This is a genomic window from Ignavibacteriales bacterium, from assembly GCA_015709675.1.
Taxonomy (GTDB): Bacteria; Bacteroidota; Ignavibacteria; order Ignavibacteriales; family Ignavibacteriaceae; genus H2-BAC3.
Genome location: CP054182.1, coordinates 2,919,847 through 2,938,236 on the forward strand (window position 1 = coordinate 2,919,847; position 18,390 = coordinate 2,938,236).

The 18,390-nt window shown below is 41.2% G+C and carries 15 protein-coding genes; 2 read left to right on the top strand and 13 right to left on the bottom strand.

What is annotated here, in order from left to right; genetic code table 11:
• Positions 1 to 82: 82 nt before the first annotated feature.
• Both HRU80_11210 and rsmI read left to right on the top strand, forming a co-directional pair.
• Positions 83 to 1,432 (top strand): L-lysine 6-transaminase, encoded by a 1,350-nt coding sequence (locus tag HRU80_11210; protein ID QOJ29414.1) that lies wholly within the window; start codon positions 83 to 85, stop codon positions 1,430 to 1,432.
• A 66-nt stretch (positions 1,433 to 1,498) separates the two neighbouring features.
• The gene (gene rsmI, locus HRU80_11215) at positions 1,499 to 2,203 is read left to right on the top strand and encodes a 16S rRNA (cytidine(1402)-2'-O)-methyltransferase (protein ID QOJ29415.1); all 705 of its coding nucleotides are present in this window, start codon (positions 1,499 to 1,501) and stop codon (positions 2,201 to 2,203) included.
• Here rsmI and HRU80_11220 read toward each other — a convergent pair.
• The 13 genes from HRU80_11220 to HRU80_11280 all read right to left on the bottom strand — a co-directional run bounded on the left by HRU80_11220 (position 2,187) and on the right by HRU80_11280 (position 18,274).
• Positions 2,187 to 2,912 carry an RDD family protein gene (locus HRU80_11220; protein ID QOJ29416.1) on the bottom strand — a complete coding sequence of 242 codons (726 nt, stop codon included), beginning with the start codon at positions 2,910 to 2,912 and terminating at the stop codon, positions 2,187 to 2,189. The genes rsmI and HRU80_11220 overlap by 17 nt on opposite strands.
• 18 nt (positions 2,913 to 2,930) lie before the next feature.
• Positions 2,931 to 4,262, bottom strand: a complete 1,332-nt coding sequence (locus tag HRU80_11225) for a DUF58 domain-containing protein (GenBank protein QOJ29417.1) — start codon at positions 4,260 to 4,262, stop codon at positions 2,931 to 2,933.
• A complete protein-coding gene (locus tag HRU80_11230; protein ID QOJ29418.1) occupies positions 4,262 to 5,215 on the bottom strand; it encodes a MoxR family ATPase in 954 nt (317 codons plus the stop codon). The genes HRU80_11225 and HRU80_11230 overlap by 1 nt, the downstream gene beginning before the upstream one ends.
• Positions 5,190 to 6,395: a hypothetical protein gene (locus tag HRU80_11235; GenBank protein QOJ29419.1), complete on the bottom strand. Its 1,206-nt coding sequence runs from the start codon at positions 6,393 to 6,395 to the stop codon at positions 5,190 to 5,192. The genes HRU80_11230 and HRU80_11235 overlap by 26 nt, the downstream gene beginning before the upstream one ends.
• Complete coding sequence (locus HRU80_11240) at positions 6,392 to 7,012, bottom strand: DUF4129 domain-containing protein (protein ID QOJ29420.1); 621 nt, start codon at positions 7,010 to 7,012, stop codon at positions 6,392 to 6,394. The genes HRU80_11235 and HRU80_11240 overlap by 4 nt, the downstream gene beginning before the upstream one ends.
• 45 nt (positions 7,013 to 7,057) lie before the next feature.
• Positions 7,058 to 7,882: a hypothetical protein gene (locus tag HRU80_11245; GenBank protein ID QOJ29421.1), complete on the bottom strand. Its 825-nt coding sequence runs from the start codon at positions 7,880 to 7,882 to the stop codon at positions 7,058 to 7,060.
• Positions 7,875 to 8,840 (bottom strand): stage II sporulation protein M, encoded by a 966-nt coding sequence (locus HRU80_11250; GenBank protein ID QOJ29422.1) that lies wholly within the window; start codon positions 8,838 to 8,840, stop codon positions 7,875 to 7,877. The genes HRU80_11245 and HRU80_11250 overlap by 8 nt, the downstream gene beginning before the upstream one ends.
• Position 8,841: 1 nt before the next feature.
• The gene (locus tag HRU80_11255; protein QOJ29423.1) at positions 8,842 to 12,252 is read right to left on the bottom strand and encodes a hypothetical protein; all 3,411 of its coding nucleotides are present in this window, start codon (positions 12,250 to 12,252) and stop codon (positions 8,842 to 8,844) included.
• Positions 12,253 to 12,406: 154 nt separating this feature from the next.
• A complete protein-coding gene (locus tag HRU80_11260; protein ID QOJ29424.1) occupies positions 12,407 to 13,639 on the bottom strand; it encodes an ABC transporter permease in 1,233 nt (410 codons plus the stop codon).
• Positions 13,639 to 14,883 (bottom strand): ABC transporter permease, encoded by a 1,245-nt coding sequence (locus HRU80_11265; GenBank protein QOJ29425.1) that lies wholly within the window; start codon positions 14,881 to 14,883, stop codon positions 13,639 to 13,641. Before HRU80_11265 ends, HRU80_11260 begins: the two co-directional genes overlap by 1 nt.
• Before the next feature lies 1 nt (position 14,884).
• Positions 14,885 to 15,610, bottom strand: coding sequence for an ABC transporter ATP-binding protein (locus HRU80_11270; protein QOJ30529.1), 726 nt, complete (start codon positions 15,608 to 15,610; stop codon positions 14,885 to 14,887).
• Between the two features lie 15 nt (positions 15,611 to 15,625).
• Positions 15,626 to 16,921 carry an efflux RND transporter periplasmic adaptor subunit gene (locus tag HRU80_11275; protein QOJ29426.1) on the bottom strand — a complete coding sequence of 432 codons (1,296 nt, stop codon included), beginning with the start codon at positions 16,919 to 16,921 and terminating at the stop codon, positions 15,626 to 15,628.
• Positions 16,922 to 16,933: 12 nt separating this feature from the next.
• On the bottom strand, positions 16,934 to 18,274 hold the full coding sequence (locus HRU80_11280; GenBank protein ID QOJ29427.1) for a TolC family protein: 1,341 nt from the start codon (positions 18,272 to 18,274) through the stop codon (positions 16,934 to 16,936).
• Positions 18,275 to 18,390 lie beyond the last annotated feature (116 nt).

The following is an 18,390-nucleotide window of genomic DNA, read 5'->3' on the forward strand; positions in this document are numbered from 1 at the left end:
GTATTTTAAACTTACCTGATCTCCGCCTAAGTTCTCTTTTCTCAGTAATTTTTTCAAAATTTTTTAATTTTTAGGTATTCACATGGAAATTGTGCATCATTCCCCCTTTTCATTGGTAAAACCAGAAGCGGTTCATGCTGTTCTCTCAAAAAATATGCTGGCTGACGGTTTTGAATTTGTACTCGATCTTGAGAAAAGTCAGGGTTCCTGGCTTTATGACTCAAAATCAGGTGACAGATATCTGGATTTCTTCTCCTTTTTTGCTTCAAATGCACTTGGAATGAATCATCCGGCCGTAACCACCCCGGAGTTTAGAGAAAAACTGATTCTTGCCTCACAGAACAAACCTTCAAATTCGGATATTTATACCGAATTTATGGCGGAGTTTGTTCAAACCTTCTCATCCATTGCCAAACCGGATCATTTTAAGTACCTTTTCTTTGTTGAAGGGGGCTCGGTCGCTGTTGAGAACGGACTGAAAGTAGCATTCGACTGGAAAGTAAAGAAAAACTTCAAAAAGGGTTATAAAGAAGAAAAAGGTACCAAGGTACTTCATTTTAAGGAGGCTTTCCACGGAAGAACTGGTTATACCCTTTCTCTTACTAATACTGACCCGAATAAAGTTCAGTATTTCCCGAAATTCGACTGGCCGAGGGTTACAAACCCCAAAATAACCTTCCCGCTTGAGAATAACCTGGGTCATGTAATTGATCTGGAGAACCAGGCAATATCAGAAATCGAAGCGGCTATTGCAGCAAATAAGGATGATATCGCCTTAATAATTCTCGAACCTATTCAGGCAGAGGGAGGAGATAATTTCTTCCGGAAAGAATTCCTGATGAAACTCCGTGAAATAGCAGATGCAAATGACATTCTTTTGATGTTTGACGAAGTTCAGACCGGAATGGGAATGACGGGCAAAATGTGGGCCTCTGAGCATTTTGTTATGCCTGATATCGTCTCTTTCGGCAAGAAATTCCAGGTTTGTGGAATCATGGTCTCAGACAGAATTGATGATATTGAAGACCATTGCTTCAGGAAATCCAGCCGTATCAACTCAACCTGGGGCGGAAACCTTGTTGATATGGTAAGAGCCACAAAGATTCTTGAGGTTGTAAAGGAAGAAAATCTGCTCGAAAACTCTCGAAATATGGGTTCATATCTGCTGGATAATCTGAAGAATATTCAGAAGGAGTTCCCTAATCTTGTTTCAAACGTGAGAGGGTTGGGACTGATGTGTGCATTTGATTTCCCCCATCATGACCTCAGAAATGAGTTTACAAAGCACCTCTATAATCATAAAATGATTATCCTTGGCTGCGGTACCCAGTCAATACGTTTCAGAAACCCGTTAACGGTTAATACTGAGGATATGAACAAGGGCTTGCAGATAATGCGGGATGTTTTATATTTGATGTCATCAAAAAACTAATTACTAATACTACTTGCATGGAGCGGCTCCCCTTTAACAGGGAGCCGTTTCCGTTTTAAAAGTTTAATGCTTTACATTGCTGCCACACCAATTGGTAACCTTGAGGATATCACCCTCAGAACTATCCGGATTCTAAAGGAAGCGGATCTGATTCTTTGCGAAGATACCAGGGTAACTGGCATTCTCCTCCGTCATCTGGAGATTCCCCATAAAGAGTTCATTGTGATCAATGCCTTTAATGAAGCGAAGAATCTGGACAAAATTATCGAGAGAATATCCGGTGTGCAATCCGCTGTGCTGGTTTCTGATGCCGGCACTCCCGGAATCTCTGACCCGGGTGTAAGGCTGGTCAATGCTGCAAGAAAAGCCGGCATTGAGATAGCAGCCATCCCCGGTCCCTCCTCGGTTACCGCTGCACTTTCTATTGCGGGGATTCCAACAGATTCTTATCTATACGAAGGATTTCTTCCTCTTAAGAAAGGAAGACAGAAAAAATTGACACAACTCTCAGAAATTGAATCAACCATTGTGCTTTTTGAATCCAGTCACAGAATAGAAAAACTGCTGAACGAGCTAAGCCAATTTATGCCGGACCGTTTAATCCTGGTCATGAGAGAACTTACAAAAAAGTTTGAAGAAACATGGGAGGGATTCCCGGGAGAACTTATTGCCGCATTCCCATCGAAAATCAGTAAAGGCGAGTTTGTTGTCCTGATAGCAAAGACGGGATTCAGAAGATCCGATGAACTGAAAGTTAATCTTCCTGAATAGCTAAAAAGTAGTAATCCCTTACTAAAATCTGCAGTGAACCTGCGTCCGGGGAAAGCGAAATTCCAAGCCGTCTGCTGATAAGTTCTGCCGTCCTTTCCAACATCCCCGAGTCCTCCGGTCTGTGAACACCCGTTGTTACGCGGTTTATCACTTCATTTATCAGTCTGATTTCCTCATCATTCAATAATCTGACTTCCGGGTAGGTAACACGGTAACCCGCAGGAAAATTAATAAGACGTATACCATTTCGTATATTTCTTCCTGATATTTTAACCACTGACGTACCCGCGGCTATATCCCCAAGTCGTTGTCCTTTCCCGGAGAAAAAATAGGTCATGATAGCAAGTCCGCCGAAACTGAAAGAAATGTCTATAAACCGGGTCATCCACCTTATAAAGTAAGATACAAAGGATGGTGCGGCACCGTCAAGTCGTATAACTCTCAATTTTAATATCATCTTGGCAGGACTCTGCCCTTTGAAATAATACTCAAATATAAGATCATAAAAAAAGAGAGGTATATAAAGCAGCAGCCCAGCTGTATATGCTAAATCTCCCATCGCAAAGATGCCTATAAGATAAAACACTGCCAGGATATACACTGCGATGAATCCCGCATCAATGAACCAACCTGCTATTCTCAGGCCCAGCGATGCGTATTCATATTCAATCCGCACATTTTGCGGAGTTTCAATCTGTATGGTACTCATTTCCGCTTAGAATCCATATCAGATGAGTCCCCTTTTTTTGAATTCGATATATTTGCTCAGCACATCAGTATTTAACGCCTCAGGAGTGGTCAGCACTGCAGGAATTCCGCGAAGTTCAAGTTCTTTAACCACTCTCAGCTTCTCTGCTGAGAAACGAAGGATGGTATCTTTCAGAAGCAGATCCTCAAGACTAAAAGCAGAATCATTCAGAACCTTACCGGTTTCAGTATCCTGGAAAAAGATAACTGTGACAAGATGATACTGTGCAAGCCGGCGGATATATGGAATCTGCCTGAAAAGAGAGCTTGTTGTCTCGAAATTAGTATAGAGGAGTACCAGACTTCTCTGCCGGACTTTAGTCAGGAAATAAGCAGAGAACGATTCAAAATCTGATTCGCCGAATTCAGTTGTCAGATTATACAGCAAATCATTAATATCCTGAAGGTGCTTCCTGCTGTTTTCCGCGGTAATAATCGAAGTTTTTCTTTCCTTAACTAACGCAATACCAGCCCGGTCCTGTTTAAGCATGGCAATATCTGAAATCATAAGAGATGCATTTACCGCATAATCAAGCAGTCTCATTCTGTTAAAAGGAATTTTCATTACTCTGCCGCAATCAATCACCGAATATACTTGCTGCGATATTTCGTCCGTATAATGATTTACCATTAGTTTATTCCTCCGGGCACTGGCTTTCCAGTTGATGCTGCGTAAATCATCTCCCGTGACGTAGTCTTTTATCTGCTCAAATTCCATCGAGTGGCCGATCCTGCGCACCTTTTTCATACCGCTTAAAAGAACTCTGTCATTAACCGCAGTCAGTTCATATTTCTTTAAATGGAGAAAAGAAGGGTACACTTTTACCACCTCCTCCTGGCCAAAGCTGAATCGTCTCCTGAAAATACGTAACGGACTATGTAAAAAGATTCTTGTAAGACCGAACTGATATTCGCCTCTCTGAACAGGGCGCATTGTGAATTCAGCAGTTTTAATCTCTCTTTCATTTAAAGTAAAATCTTGTCTCAGATCCCTTCTCTGGAACTGAGACGGTATTTCATCTATCAGTGTGATAAATACTTTTCTGCCTGTTAGATTTTCAATAATTATATGATAAACATTATCATCCCCGTTAGAAAACCGGGCTGGCAGAATCCTTTTGCCAGATATCAGACTATTCCCGAAAAAAAGGTAGATTGCTTCGGCGGTTAAAACTGTGGCAACAACTGCTGAACAAACATACCCCCAGAACATTGACATATCTATAACATACAGCAGCACCCAAATAACAGCGAGTGCCGCAAGCAGCAGGAAAAAACGGATAGTAAAATAAAACTGTGAAAGAGATTTCATCAGCGGGGTACTTCTATCCTGTCTACTAACATACGTATAAGGTCATCCGGTTTCAGGCCTTCCATTTCCTTTTCGGGTGATAATATAATCCTGTGTCGTAAAGCAGGCAGAGCCACTGCTTTGATATCATCCGGGATTACATACGGCCTTCCCTGCAGAACCGCATGAGCTTTCGCTGAACGCATGATTGAGAGTGATGCACGGGGCGATCCCCCCAGAACTATATCACGGCTTTTTCTTGTGGCTATCACAATGGCTGCAACATAGCCGGCAATCTTCTCATCAATATAGATTGACTCAACTTTGTTTCTCAGAACTTCCAGATCAGAAGGGGCAACAACCGGATTTATCAGACTCAGTTTATCTGATGCCGAAGCAGACTGATAGTTCTTGAGGATTTGTACTTCTTCATTATCAGCCGGATAGTCTATAAGTACTTTAAATAAAAAGCGGTCAAGTTGTGCTTCAGGCAGTCGGTAGGTACCCTCCTGCTCAATCGGGTTTTGCGTTGCATAGACTATGAAAGGAGGTGTCATAGGATACGTAGTTCCGTCAACGGATATCTGCCGTTCCTCCATGACTTCGAACAGCGCGGACTGCGTCTTGGCAGGCGCTCTGTTAATCTCATCAATGAGAATAATATTCGAAAAGAGGGGTCCTTTTCTGAAATAGAATTCCGACTTCACGGAATCAAAAACCATGGTCCCAACCAGGTCACTTGGCATAAGATCAGGCGTAAACTGAATCCTGCTAAAACCGGCCGAAACAGATTTTGATATACATTTGGCAATCAGGGTTTTCGCAATACCCGGTACCCCTTCAATCAATATATGGCCGTCAGCGAGAAGTCCGGTAATTAACTGTTCCGTCACCTTGTCCTGACCAATAATTACCTTTCGGATTTCATTCTTCAGCCGGTCTAGAGTTTCAAATACGATATCTTCTTTTTGCATACATACCTGTCAGTTTATAAAAATTATCAATTTTTGTTATGAGCCCGGAAAGTGCATCCCCAGGTTTTTCCATTTTCCTTACTGCTTCAAAATCCTTTTCTATCTGCCGGTACAGAATTCCCGACTGGATATTATCAGCATCAATCAGTAAGATATTTTCTTTCGCGAAGATATCACCTGACATTCTGTAATACGAAATAACCCGTGCAGAGAAAGCATCAAAAAGTATAACAATGGAATCCTTATTCCCCTTTTTCCGAAGCAAAGCCGTTTGTTTATAGAACTCAAGTGTGGAGTTAATAAATGGTTTAATCACCGGAATTATTCTTTGCTCCCTTCTTCCATGGAGAAAGATAAATAATACAGCGGAAATAAGCAGAATATAGTAAGCCCACGCCAGGCGTGGTTCAGAAAGAATAAACCGGAGGGGCGTTTTGACCATCATTCTGCCCGATTTATAATATTCATCCCAGATAATATTACTCACCGGAAGATATGCGAAGGATTTATACGCAAAGTCATAACCGTCCTTTTCCGTCATATAGTAATTAGTAAACCCGATCGGAAAAAGATGGATATAGAGTTTCCCTTTTCCGAAAATTTTGGAAAAGTATACATGTTCACCAAGATCATTCTTTGCATAAATCTCCAGATTACCTGCTTCTGCTTCACCACTCAAAGAACTTAGCGGATAATTGAATTTTGAAACTGAATAATTTCCTGGTGTTGATTTACCTGAATCTACGAATGTAATATAATCCCACTGTGAAAACTGAAAAGACGGGGTGAAACGGATTCCAGTCTTATCCTGAAAATCCTTTGAAAACTCAAATGCTGAAATAAATACTATCCCCCCCGATTCCAGATGCCTTAAAAGTCTGTCTGTATCGAACTCATCCGGTTCAAATACATCATTCACAAAAATGAATGCTGCATCAGAATCAGAGGTATCTCCGGGAAACTCATAAATAGTTTTGTACGAGTATTGAATTCGCTGATCAGGAAAAACATACGGAAGATTATTTTCAATGATTTCACACCCGTAAGGGAGCGTGCTTCCTGAGGTAAAATCAAAGCGCCAGTCTGTTGCTGATGGCCGTGTTGAATTCAGAATCAATAAGAGAATGATGAGCATTCCCGAGGCAAGATAAAGTACCTTATTGTTAAAGAACCGATTCATACACCAGCCCCCGAACTTATTTCAGATCTGAAATACTCAAGTTCCTTCGCACTCACATTAAAACCGCCATACCAGGAATTCTCGAACATCATTGTAAGTTTGATAAACTTTACCTGCAGATTTTTATCACGTAATTCTGAGGCATATTCCCAGTTTGTTTTCTTAGCATCGAGCCGGAGCATATTTTTTTCGGCTAGAATGCGCAAATATTTAATGTAAAGTACCCTAAGCAGTCCCCTGTTATTTCCTTCTGAAAGATACTTTTCTTCAAGTTTATCCAGATCACCGGTATCTGTTTCATGCACAGAAATATCAACAGAAGATTCTTGGTTACCCGCAAAATCAGATTTTGCAGTGAACAAATACATCTTTTTATTGAGGATATAAAACACCCCGGCTGCTATGAGCAGAAGTGCAGCAATCTGATAATAATTGCTGTTTTCTCCAAAAATGGTTGAATATAAGATCCAGTCAATAAAGTCAATCACTGACCTGACTATGTGTTCAAATAAGGTGTCTGGCTTCACCGGAGTACGGTCATAGACATACCTGGGACTGTTCAGATATTCATCCATCACCTCTTTTGGCGGCAGACGGAGGGTAAACTTTGTATCCAATAAGAATATCACCCGCAACTCACAGGATTATGTGCCGTCAGATTATTAATGATTACCAAATTTTTGCTCAATCTGGTTAAGAAGAACATCACCCTGTTTCATTTCCCTCAGGTTAAAATACTGCATATAGATACCTGTCCAGAAAATTATTGAGAAAAGATAGGCAAACCGGCTGGACAGCTCAATCAGCTGTAATATCATTACGTCCGTAAAGCCAGGTGAATTCACTGCATCATGCAGACTGAGAGATATTTGGAAAAACGTTGCAGGCAGTTCAAATACAAATCCCATAAAAAATTGTATAATTCCTAAAATCATGCTCAGCCAGAAGGTCTTCCAATAATTCCTCTTAAGGAGCTGATGTGCTTTCCTAATTGAATTAAAAACAGGAACTTCTTCAACCACAACTTCGGCCGTTGCAATGGAATAAAGAACATAAAGAAATAAAACCGGCACAAAAAGCAGGATTACGGAAAAAGCCGCCGCGATAAAAAACAACAGGGTCAAAACAAGGAAAGGAAGCCCGCTGATTCTGACAGTTCGCATGATTGAACCCGGAGATATGACCTCACCCCGGTAATGAAGCGTCAGTCCGCTTAGAACAAAAAGCGAAATAAGCATATATGAGAAAACTGATCCTGCCGCTGAGTAGTATGAACCCTCCAGCAGATAATCAAACAAACTACTCCCTCCTTTGAAGTAATTAAAACTCAGATACGATTCAGCTACCATAATAATCAGAAGAACCGGCAGTGTTATTTTAATCAAAGGGAGGAAAAGAACCCTAAAATTAGCTGAGAGAAAGCTGATTGATTCTGAAATTATTTTATCGTTCGTGCGAAGTCCGGTTAGTTTAATTTCTTTATTCATTCGTATTTCTAACTCTTTTTGCAATTTGGGCAGGATAAAAATAAAAGTACGTTACAGAAAAGATCAGGGAAGCCGCGATGATGGTTAATTTAATAATCCAGTGCATCCCGGTATATCTTGTTACAAAAGATTCGATAAAACCAGCCATTATGATAAGCGGTGCAATTCCAAGGATCATCAGAGCCGCATTTTTTGACCGGACCCTAAAGGACGTTGCCCGTGAATATGTTCCTGGGAATAATATTCCCTTACCAATAACAAAACCCGCGGCTCCGGCAACGGTAATTGAAGCTATCTCAATTGTCCCGTGGAGCCATACGATCAGCATTGCGTCAGCAAAAACATTTTGCTGATACAGAAAACTAAAAAAGGTACCAATCAGTACGCCGTTAACAAAAAGGACATAAATGCTTCCGAAAGAAAACAGAATTCCTCCTGCAAACGCAAGAAATGAAACCCTCAGATTATTCAGTGTTATTCCAAGAAACATATCCGCCTGATTCATCTTTTTATATACTGCCATCGGGTCCCCTTTTTCAATATTCTCCATGGTCATTGCAACATACCGGTCTCCCAGAATGAGGCGCACAAAATAGTCATCATTAAAGGTTGAAAGAGCGCCGATACTCACTGCGACCATCATGAGTAGTAATGCAAGGGCCATTTCCTTTCGTGCGGAGTAGAAAACCAGCGGAAGTTCTGTTAAGAAGAAATTCTTAAAGTACCCTTTTTTATTCCAGGTGTATTTATACAGCTTTTCATGAAGTGAAGCTGACAGGGCATTAAGATACCGTACTGCCTGTGAATCAGGATAAAATGTCCGGGCATATGCAAGATCATCGGTAACTTCCAAAAATGAAGAAGCTAACTTATCTGTATCGGAGCCTTTTATACTGGCGGCTTCTTCAATCTTTTTCCACTTCTCCTGATTGAGCTTTATAAATTTTATTTCTTTCATCTCAGAAAAAGGCCCTTACTTCACTTCTGGCAAGATTAATAAACCTTCCCCCTCCGAGTGATCTTCCTTCATAGTACATCGTCGCCTGTAAGTTTAGTGATATCCTGTAATCAAAATTAAACCTTACAAAATAATTCTTTCCGGCAGAATTCCCGCCGGTCAGCTCATAAGGCAGATAATTTTGTGTCTGTTGAGTCAGTAATTCCGTACGTTCCGCTTCCAGACGCAGTCTTCCTGAGCCAGTAATTGCATAATTAATTCGTAAAGTTATTGAATTAATATCAAGCACGGTTGGCTGGACCGGGTAGATATCTTCGCTTCTTGCAACTTTTACTTTAAAACCAGTTTCAATGTTCCTGACCGGCCGGTAACTAAAATCAGAGGTAAAGGACTCAGTCCTGATCATCCGGTTCCTGCTCACGGCGGCAGCAGAAGAGAGATTATCATGCAACGCGGAAATTTCGGTGGTATTACTGATCTCCGGTATCAACCTTATACTCGCCTGAATACTCAGCTCGCGGCCAAATCCCTGTTCAGTACCACCGCTGAATTGGTTCATACTTTCTCTTTGATTAAATCTTCCGCGGAAAGAAAGATCACTATTCCCTCCAAAAAGGAACAAATCCTGTTGAAAGAAATATATCCCCCTGATGGTCGTCAGAGGATCCCTGAATACAGAAAAATCAAGCAAATAGATTTTAGCATAATCTGTGAGAGTTGAATTCTCTTCAATCCTGAATGAAGTTTCGGAAGAAAACTGACTGAGTATATTTCCGGCAATTCCTCCGAAATGAGCAATATTTAACGTATTCAGCCGAATACGCGGAAGAAGATTCAAAGTTATGACGGGGTAGAGTTCATCAGAAGGCACCGTCAGCAGGATATAATCTCCGTCAAAGGCTGTGAGCTCAAATTCCCCCTCATCTTTTATCCCGTCGTTATTCAAGTCTCCTCTGTACCGGTAATTCCCTCTGCCGGTTTCAACCTGCAAAAAGACTCTTTCAGGTTTTGTGGTTTTTTTAGTGGTTCCTTCGTAAAATATATCACCCTCGATGTCTCCAACTGCCAACCTGAAGCGGGTTGATGACTTCACCAGAAGAACATCATTGTCAGTCCGGTTAAGCAGTCTGAATTCCTCAGTGAAGGTTTTTTTCCGGTAGGTAATTGAGGAAATGGAATTAAATTGCCTTCCCCCGGTTATTTGTAAATCTCCTCCATACCCCGATGAAACAGATTCTTTGATAAGATTTCCGAAGATTGGTGAAAATTCAGTCCGGCCAGTGACGTGTATTCCAGCAGTGAGAATTTCAAACGGTGAGATTTTAAGTCCGGGAGAAAGTTCATAAAATCGGAATGAACTGTTATTCACGGAATCACTCCCCGGCCTCTTTTCGGAACGATCCTCATACAATACCGGAAAATCAAACTGCAGGATTCCGGCGGTGAGAGAAGATGTTATTTTTTGTTTTAACCAGTAACCTTCTGATATACTGTAGGTTGTTGCATTATAATCAGTATTCGAAGAGATGACAAAAGACTCGTCCCGGTATTCAGAAATATTGGTAAGGCGGTTAGTTGAAAAATCCCTGCCTCTGGTAAGTACAGAATAGCCGGTCTGATTTGAAAAACGCTTGCCAAGAGTATATTGAACCCTTCCCTCCCTCAGAGACTCGTCAGAAGTTACCGCCCCGATAAGATTAAAATCACGTTCAAACTCAACAGAATTTAACCGGTCAGGTGAAACATATCTCTCTTCAATATATCTTTCCCTGAAAAAGAGAGAAACAGTTTCTCCTCCATCCGAAAAAATGCTCAGTGGTTCAGGAGTATATCTCAGGGAAATGTTGCGCGCATATCCCCCGTTTTCGTTATCATCAAGTGATGAAAATCTGTTGCGGTCATAAAGTGATCCGGATAATTCTGCTGAAATTATTACATCATTAAAGTTTAACTCCGCGGTAATGTTTCCGCTCTGTGTGAGAGCCGGCAGCGGCAGAAAAATAACCGGAAGATATGCACCTGATCCTTTTCCCGAAAAGATAAAATTACCGATTCCTGCGCGCCGGTAATCACCTTTAAACTCACCAACATAGGTAAAAGTGACGTTATACACCGCAGATGTATCACCAGGATTATATATGTAAATAGTTTCAGGATTACCGTTAATTGTCGTATCCCTTGCAGCATACGTACCCCGCCGTAATCCGAGTGAATCAAGTGCAGCTATTGTAACCCCGGATCTGACAGCCATAAAACGGTCATCCCCTGCCTGACGCAGCAGTTCTTTATCAGAATCACTTAATGAAAGATCAATCGGCGAGTCCTGGTCATCCCCTTCCCTGATAAACTGGATTCCCATTGAAAAATGTTTTGATAATTTTGATTGAGCGCCGGCTAAAAAGATATTTCGTGTATATCTTCTGTCGGTATATTCAAAATCAACAACAATACGGCTTGCTGAGGTAATTATAAATTGTGAATTAAATGTTATTTCACCTAAAGAATAATCTATTGTATACTGGTGTATTTCCCCGCGTTTTAATTCATTGCCATCAACAAAAACTTTTTCGGTTCCCGCTATTACAATGATTTCTCTTTCACCGTTTAAGCCGGAAAGCCTGTAAGGGCCCTGCACACCATCCAGACCAGAGAAACTTTGCGAGTGGAATTTACCTCTGGCACTGGCAAATCCAAAGTACGCAGAATTTCCCTCATATTCTCCTTCAGCTAAAAATCCCTGCAGTTTTCGTTTTATACCTCCAAACTCACCATTCTTTTTTTGCAGCTCATAATCACCAAAAACTGCAGAAAAATTTTTATGCCTGAGCTGAATAAATACTTTGTCCAGTTCTTCCAGACTTTCAGTAGTCCCTTCCGGCTGAATCGGGGTGTTTTCATCGGTGAGTGCAGCGCTGATCTCAATATCGTCGGTAAGGTAACCGGAAAATTCCAGTCTCATACCGCTTTGCAGAGAGAAGTCCCGGTTTGTACCTACAGTAAATCCCCTGTAAATGGAACCGCTCCTCTGTATCCCCTTGCCAAAGATTGATTCCTCAATTGTTACAAATTCCCCGCTGCCAGCAATAAGAACTGAATCCCCGAGCATATCATCATATTTTTTAAGTAGTGTCCTCTTCTGGTAAACAGGCTTTAACGTTATGAGCAGAGAGGAATATGAAACGAATAATGTATCAAATACGGATATCATGACAGAATCAGCAAGACTGAAGGATAGCTCACCATAATTCATGAGATATTCAGTTCTGCTCAGGACCCTTCCCCTCAGAGTAATTATTTCGCTTTCGGGAATAATATTAAAATGTTTTAGTAAGTATACGTTTTTAGGATTAAACAGAAGAGTGTCTGTCCGCGCAATGGAATTAAATTCCTGCGCGGTCAGGGTAAAACTCATTAGAAATAATGCTATGAGGACTATTCGCAAATCAAAGTATGGGAAATCACCTGCGAAAGATACTTAAAAGGGGAAAAAAGGTAAGGGGGAATGTAAGGTAAAAAACAGGAAGGAATCCGGTTTTAGATACCGGATTCCTGCTCAAAATTGCTAGTTATTCGTATCGGAGGGCTTCGATAGGATCAAGATTGGACGCCTTATAAGCGGGGTACGTCCCAAATATTATTCCAACCATTACACACATGGTCAGTCCGATGAAAACCCAGTCAACCGGTACTGCAACCTGTGCGTTTAATTGCATTCCGGCCAGGATACCAATACTCACTCCGGCAATTATGCCAATGATACCTCCAAAAAAGCAGAGAAATACTGCCTCTGAGAGAAACTGCAGCATGATGTTTTTTCGCTTTGCACCGAGGGCTTTTCTGATACCAATCTCTCTGGTTCGTTCCGTGACGGAAACCAGCATAATATTCATAATTCCGACTCCGGCTGCAAGTAGTGCAATAACGGATATAACCAATGCCCCGATTTTTATGCCTGAGGTAATCTCGTTGACCTGGCCAATCAGTGACTCATTGGAAAAAATATGGAAATTATTCTCCTCTCCCGGGGCGAGTTTTCGGATTGTTCTCATATATCCAATTGCAGATTCAATCACCTGATTATACTCAGCTTTGGTAGCAGTCATAACAGTTATGTTTACTGATCTGCTTCTTCTGCCGTAGATACTTTGAAATGTCGTCAGTGGTGTGACCACATAGTTGTCTCTTGAACTGCCGAATAAACTTGGCTGCGGTTCCATGACACCTACAACACGGAAAGGATAGCCATCAACTTTTACATACTGACCGATCGGATTGACATTCTGAAATACCTTTTCAACCACTTCCTTACCAAGCAGACAGACATTTGCTGAATAATTAATATCTGCATCACGAAAATCACGGCCGAATTCAACGTTCCAGTTGTTTGTCTTCATGGCGTCAAGGGTGATACCGGCAACCTGAATATTAGGGTTTGTCTCATTATTGCCAAACTTTACTACCTTGCCAAACTGCCACTGCTCAGCCCCGATATACTCAGCCGTTTTTAAAAGTTCTTTCAGCCGTTCATAATCCTCATAGGTGATATCCGGACGGTTTCTGTCTCTTCTTCTGGATCCCGGTCCCCCCATCTGGATATTGTCCCATTTCTGAATCTGAAACGTATTTTTATTCAACTGCGAAAATCCGCTCTCAATGGTCGTTTGCAGCATGGTAATTATAGTCATAATGACTATAATGGAAAAAATTCCGACAACAACACCAAGGATGGTCAATGAAGTTCTTAGCTTATTAGCCCTGATGGACTGAAAAGCCATTGAAACAATTTCCTGAAAATTCATTATTCGTACCTCAGCGCTTCTACCGGATCAAGTTTAGCCGCGGAATATGCAGGTGCAAGACCGGCAACCACGCCAGTTATTAAAGAAATCATTATTGCAAGTGTAACTGCTTCGAACTGAATAGAAGTTGTTATAAATCTGTCTATAAGACTGCTGAGCAGCACCGCAAACAGTAATCCAATAAAGCCGCCTAACAGGCAGATGATTGATGCTTCAAGCAAAAACTGAGAAAGAATGGTTCTTCTTTTTGCACCCAAAGCTTTTCTGACTCCGATTTCTTTGGTTCGTTCCTTAACCGATACAAACATGATATTCATGATTCCAATAGCACCAACGAACAATGAAAGTCCGGTAATAAAGAATCCGGCAACCTGAATAACGCCAACCGTCTGATTGTAATTATCAAGCAAACCTTCCTGCTGATTTATTGAGAAATCATTTTCATCACCAGATTTAAGCCCTCTGATTTTCCGCATTATGCCTTCGGCTTCAATCTTTGTATCTTCAATACTTGCGTTATCTTTTGCTCTAACATTAAAAGTGATGGTGTTTCTTTGCTCATTTGCAAAATGTTTAAAGATGGTACCCATTGGTAAAAAAACCTGGTTATCCGGGTTAAATGCTCCAAGGATAAAGCTTCCCTGCTCCGCAAGAATACCAACAACTCTGTAACTCACACCGCCGATCTTTACCGTTTTATCAAGTCCGTTTCCCATGGGGAAAAGTGACTTTGCTATTTCACTGCCGATAACGCAGACATAACGGCTTCCGTTGCTCTCTGTTTCTGTATAAAATCTTCCGAGATCAAAAGTAAAATTGGTAGTTTTTATATAATCGGCGTTTGAACCGTTCAGAAATACATTTTCAACAACTTTGTCATTATATTTCACATTCTGACGTGAATTAATTACCGGAGCTACTGCAATAGGAAGCTGGGCAAGCTGCCTGAACTGCTGAAACTCATCAAGAGTCATGTTTTTACGGTTTCGGATCTTCCACCAGTCCTCGTTTGAAAACCAGGCCCATTTATCAATATACAGAACATCGGATCCAAGGGCAGATATGCCAGACTGAAATGAATTATCAATTCCGCGTATTGCAGTGCTCATGGTCACCACGGAAGTGATTCCAATAACTATTCCCAGCATAGTTAATACAGACCGGACTTTGTTAGCCCTGAGAGCCTGAAGAGCAATTAAAAGCCCTTCTTTTAATTCATACAACAGCGGTTTTAGATTTTTCATATCAGCTATCTTGCATGGTTTGTTCGTTTTTCAGTTTGGGCACAGTTCGAGCTTCAACAAACTCATCGCTGGAGATATATCCGTCTTTCAGGCGGATAATTCTGGCAGCATGCTGTGCAACAAACTCTTCGTGAGTTACAAGAATGATTGTATTTCCTGAATCATGAATCTGTGAAAACAGATACATAATCTCATCACCGGTTTTTGAGTCAAGATTTCCTGTCGGTTCATCGGCAAGAATAATTGCGGGATTAGTAACCAGCGCTCTTGCTATAGCAACGCGCTGTCTCTGTCCTCCGGAGAGTTCATTTGGCTTATGATGAATACGGTCAGCCAGACCAACATCAACAAGTGCCTGCCGTGCTCTCTCTTTCCTCTCAGCACTTCCTACACCCGCATAAATCAGTGGTAATTCAACATTGTGAAGAGCATCTGATCTCGGAAGCAGATTAAAGGTCTGAAAAACGAATCCGATCTCGCGGTTTCGTATTTCAGCAAGTTCGTTATCGCTCATCAGGCTTACATTTTTACCCTTGAAATCATATTTGCCGCCAGTCGGAGTATCCAGACAGCCTAGCATATTCATTAAGGTAGATTTACCTGAACCTGATGGCCCCATTATTGCAACATATTCATTTTTGCTGATGGTCAGCGAAACATCCCTCAAGGCATGTACTTCCACGTCGCCAATCTTATACATCTTTCGGATATGTTCGATACTGATAATATTCATGATGTTGCCTTATTTATTATCCGGTTTTTTCTTGCCGCCGTCTCTGTTTTCAACCTTAACGAGTTTACCGTTTTCAAGTTCTCTTGAAATTGCACGGTAACTTCCGGAAACTACTTCTTCATCACCAGCCAGTCCTTCGGTAATTTCAATATAGTTATCATCACTGATTCCGGTTTTCACTTTTACAGATTTGGCTTTGCCTTCTGATACCAGGAATACGATTTCCTGAGGCATTTCACCATTTCCGTTCTTTTTTGTAGAGACCTGCAGTTGTGAAGGCTCTTCCTCATCAGATTTCGGAATCTGTTCAACGCGGGCAGTTACACTGGGAATAGGAACACTGATAACCTGAAATCTGGTTTCGGTTTCTATATTCGCATTACAGGACATTCCCGGACGTATTTTTTTATCCTGTGCAAAGATTTTTATTTTTACTTCAAAATTAATGACCTGATCCTGCGTGCCGAAACCGGATTGTTTGGCGCTATTGCCTATTTCATAAACAACACCAAGAAACTCATGATCGCCAAACGCATCAACTTTTACTCTTGCGGTGTCACCATACGATATCAGGGTTATATCATTTTCATCAACATCAACAATTGCCTGCATATTCGAAAGATCAGCAACCGTCATGATATTTGTACCCTGAGAAAATCCGCTTCCAAGAACTCTCTCACCTAGTTCAACATTAAGTTGTGTAACCGTTCCATCCATCGGGGAAACAATGGTAGTTTTATTCAGCTGCTCAACGGCTTCCCGTACTGCGGCTTCACTCTGCAATACGTTCGCTTCCGCTCCGTTATATAAGGAGGACAGACTGAGGTACTGGCTCTTAATTGCTTCAAGTTCTGCATCACTGGAGAGTTTTTTTGCGTAGAGCTCTTTTGCCCTGTTATAATCAGCGGTTATTTTATCAAGCTCTGCTTTCCTGGCTGATAAAGTCGCCTTTGCTGACTGAAGATTTGCTTCAGCGCGCTCTTTCGCGGCAAGATAGGTATCAGCTTTAATTCTTAGCAGCACTGTTCCCTTTTTTACAACATCACCTTCTTTAACCGGAAGCGATACGATTTCACCGGTAACTTCCGGTGTAATTACTACCTTAAAAACAGGATCAATACTGCCGATTGCTGAAACCGTCTGCGTGATATCACGCTTGATCACATTTTCAGTCTGGACGATGATAATTTCTTCTTTATTCCCCTTGAGAATAACCAGAATTACCAGAGCCAGCAGCAATACACCGATGCCGCCGAATATATAAAGTTTCTTTCTTGATTTCTTTTTTGCCTTAATTTCTGTCATCGGACACGTCCTTTACTTTTTTCCAAAATTTGATGAATCAAGCAGTCCTATCTGATAATCAAGCTGCTCTTTCAGCTTCAGATAATCGAACTGTGCTGTTATATAACTGGTCTGAGCGTTTGTATACTCTGAGTTCGCGATAAGAACATTAAGAAGAGTCGTTGCTCCTAAAAGATATTTCTCCTCTTCAATTTTTCTGTTTTCTGAGGCTGCAAGTACATTGCTTTTTCCAACTTCAAGTCTTTTTTCCGAGGCCTGAAGATCAAGATAGTTTTTCAGCAGATCGCGTTTAATTTCTCTTTCAAGATCACGCAGCTCAAGTTCCTTTACGGTTTTATCAATTTGAGCGAGCTGAACCTGCTGGTCGGTACTCCACCCGCTGAAAATTGGTATATCAAGCGTTAGCCCCACAGAATAACTCTTGTTTTTGAAGAGGTCACCGGGCCTGTCAGACTGAGTACCAAAGCTAAAGGTGTTCCTTAACGATGGCAAATATCCTGATTTTGCAATGGTTATAGACTCATCTGCACTCAGCAATGAAAGTTTGGTGCTCTGATAATCCTGTCTTGTACGGAGCGCCTGGTTAATAATATCTTCCAGTTTGAGACTGCCAATGCTCCCCTCTCCCAGTTCGAGTGAAAGCAGCTGTTCGGTTTTATCTTCAAACTCGTAATTCTCAAAAACATCTATACCAAGAGAATAAAAGAAATTACTTTTCAGGGTCTCATAATTATTCTGTGCTCTTATTGCTTCAAGTTCAGCATTTCCAAGTTTAACCTGCTGAGCGTAAACGTCAGCAATGGTAACCGAACCAAGCCGGTTTCTCTCCTGAATAATTTCAAAATTCTTCCTGTTCCATTTAAGATCATCCTCTTTTACAGCCAGAAGTTTTTTGGCTGTGAGCACATCATAGTACGCTGCAAGAGTCTGATACATTATGTCCTGTTTCAGCTTCTGAAAGTTCAGCCGGGCAGCCTCAAGATTGCTTTCACTCCGGTCTAAATTTGCATAACTGGCAAGACCATCAAACAGAGTCCACGACCCTCCAATTCCTGCTGAATAGCTCCTTGAATCAAGAGATGATGAGGAACTGCCTCCGAAAAGTCCGGGAGTTGTTGCAGAACTCTGGTTTCTGTTCCAATTCCATGAAAAATCAGCACCTACCGCAGGAAGTAGTGCCCCAAATGCGGATTTATTCGATGCCTCAAAAGATTTCAGATTTTCCTGTGATTGGAGAAATACGGTATTCTTCTGCAAAGCGATGTTAACCGCATCCTCAAGAGTCAGAATACTCTGAGCATGGGAAGCAGAAAACATAAAAATGAGGAATACGATTATTCCAGAAAATTTCATTGTAACTCCGGTAATTCAATTTTAAGTTTGTTTTTCATTCTGTGAACCGGTTTATTTTTCATTATTACCGGTTAAAAACTAATAAATCCATATAGGTCATGGCCTTGTAAGTGTAC

Bases quoted from the DNA above. Each gene is read 5' to 3' on its own strand.
- HRU80_11210 (QOJ29414.1), top strand. From the start codon at position 83: ATGGAAATTGTGCATCATTCCCCCTTTTCATTGGTAAAACCAGAAGCG.
- rsmI (QOJ29415.1), top strand. From the start codon at position 1,499: ATGCTTTACATTGCTGCCACACCAATTGGTAACCTTGAGGATATCACC.
- HRU80_11220 (QOJ29416.1), bottom strand. From the start codon at position 2,912: ATGAGTACCATACAGATTGAAACTCCGCAAAATGTGCGGATTGAATAT.
- HRU80_11225 (QOJ29417.1), bottom strand. From the start codon at position 4,262: ATGAAATCTCTTTCACAGTTTTATTTTACTATCCGTTTTTTCCTGCTG.
- HRU80_11230 (QOJ29418.1), bottom strand. From the start codon at position 5,215: ATGCAAAAAGAAGATATCGTATTTGAAACTCTAGACCGGCTGAAGAAT.
- HRU80_11235 (QOJ29419.1), bottom strand. From the start codon at position 6,395: ATGAATCGGTTCTTTAACAATAAGGTACTTTATCTTGCCTCGGGAATG.
- HRU80_11245 (QOJ29421.1), bottom strand. From the start codon at position 7,882: ATGAATAAAGAAATTAAACTAACCGGACTTCGCACGAACGATAAAATA.
- HRU80_11250 (QOJ29422.1), bottom strand. From the start codon at position 8,840: ATGAAAGAAATAAAATTTATAAAGCTCAATCAGGAGAAGTGGAAAAAG.
- HRU80_11255 (QOJ29423.1), bottom strand. From the start codon at position 12,252: ATGAGTTTTACCCTGACCGCGCAGGAATTTAATTCCATTGCGCGGACA.
- HRU80_11260 (QOJ29424.1), bottom strand. From the start codon at position 13,639: ATGAATTTTCAGGAAATTGTTTCAATGGCTTTTCAGTCCATCAGGGCT.
- HRU80_11265 (QOJ29425.1), bottom strand. From the start codon at position 14,883: ATGAAAAATCTAAAACCGCTGTTGTATGAATTAAAAGAAGGGCTTTTA.
- HRU80_11275 (QOJ29426.1), bottom strand. From the start codon at position 16,921: ATGACAGAAATTAAGGCAAAAAAGAAATCAAGAAAGAAACTTTATATA.
- HRU80_11280 (QOJ29427.1), bottom strand. From the start codon at position 18,274: ATGAAATTTTCTGGAATAATCGTATTCCTCATTTTTATGTTTTCTGCT.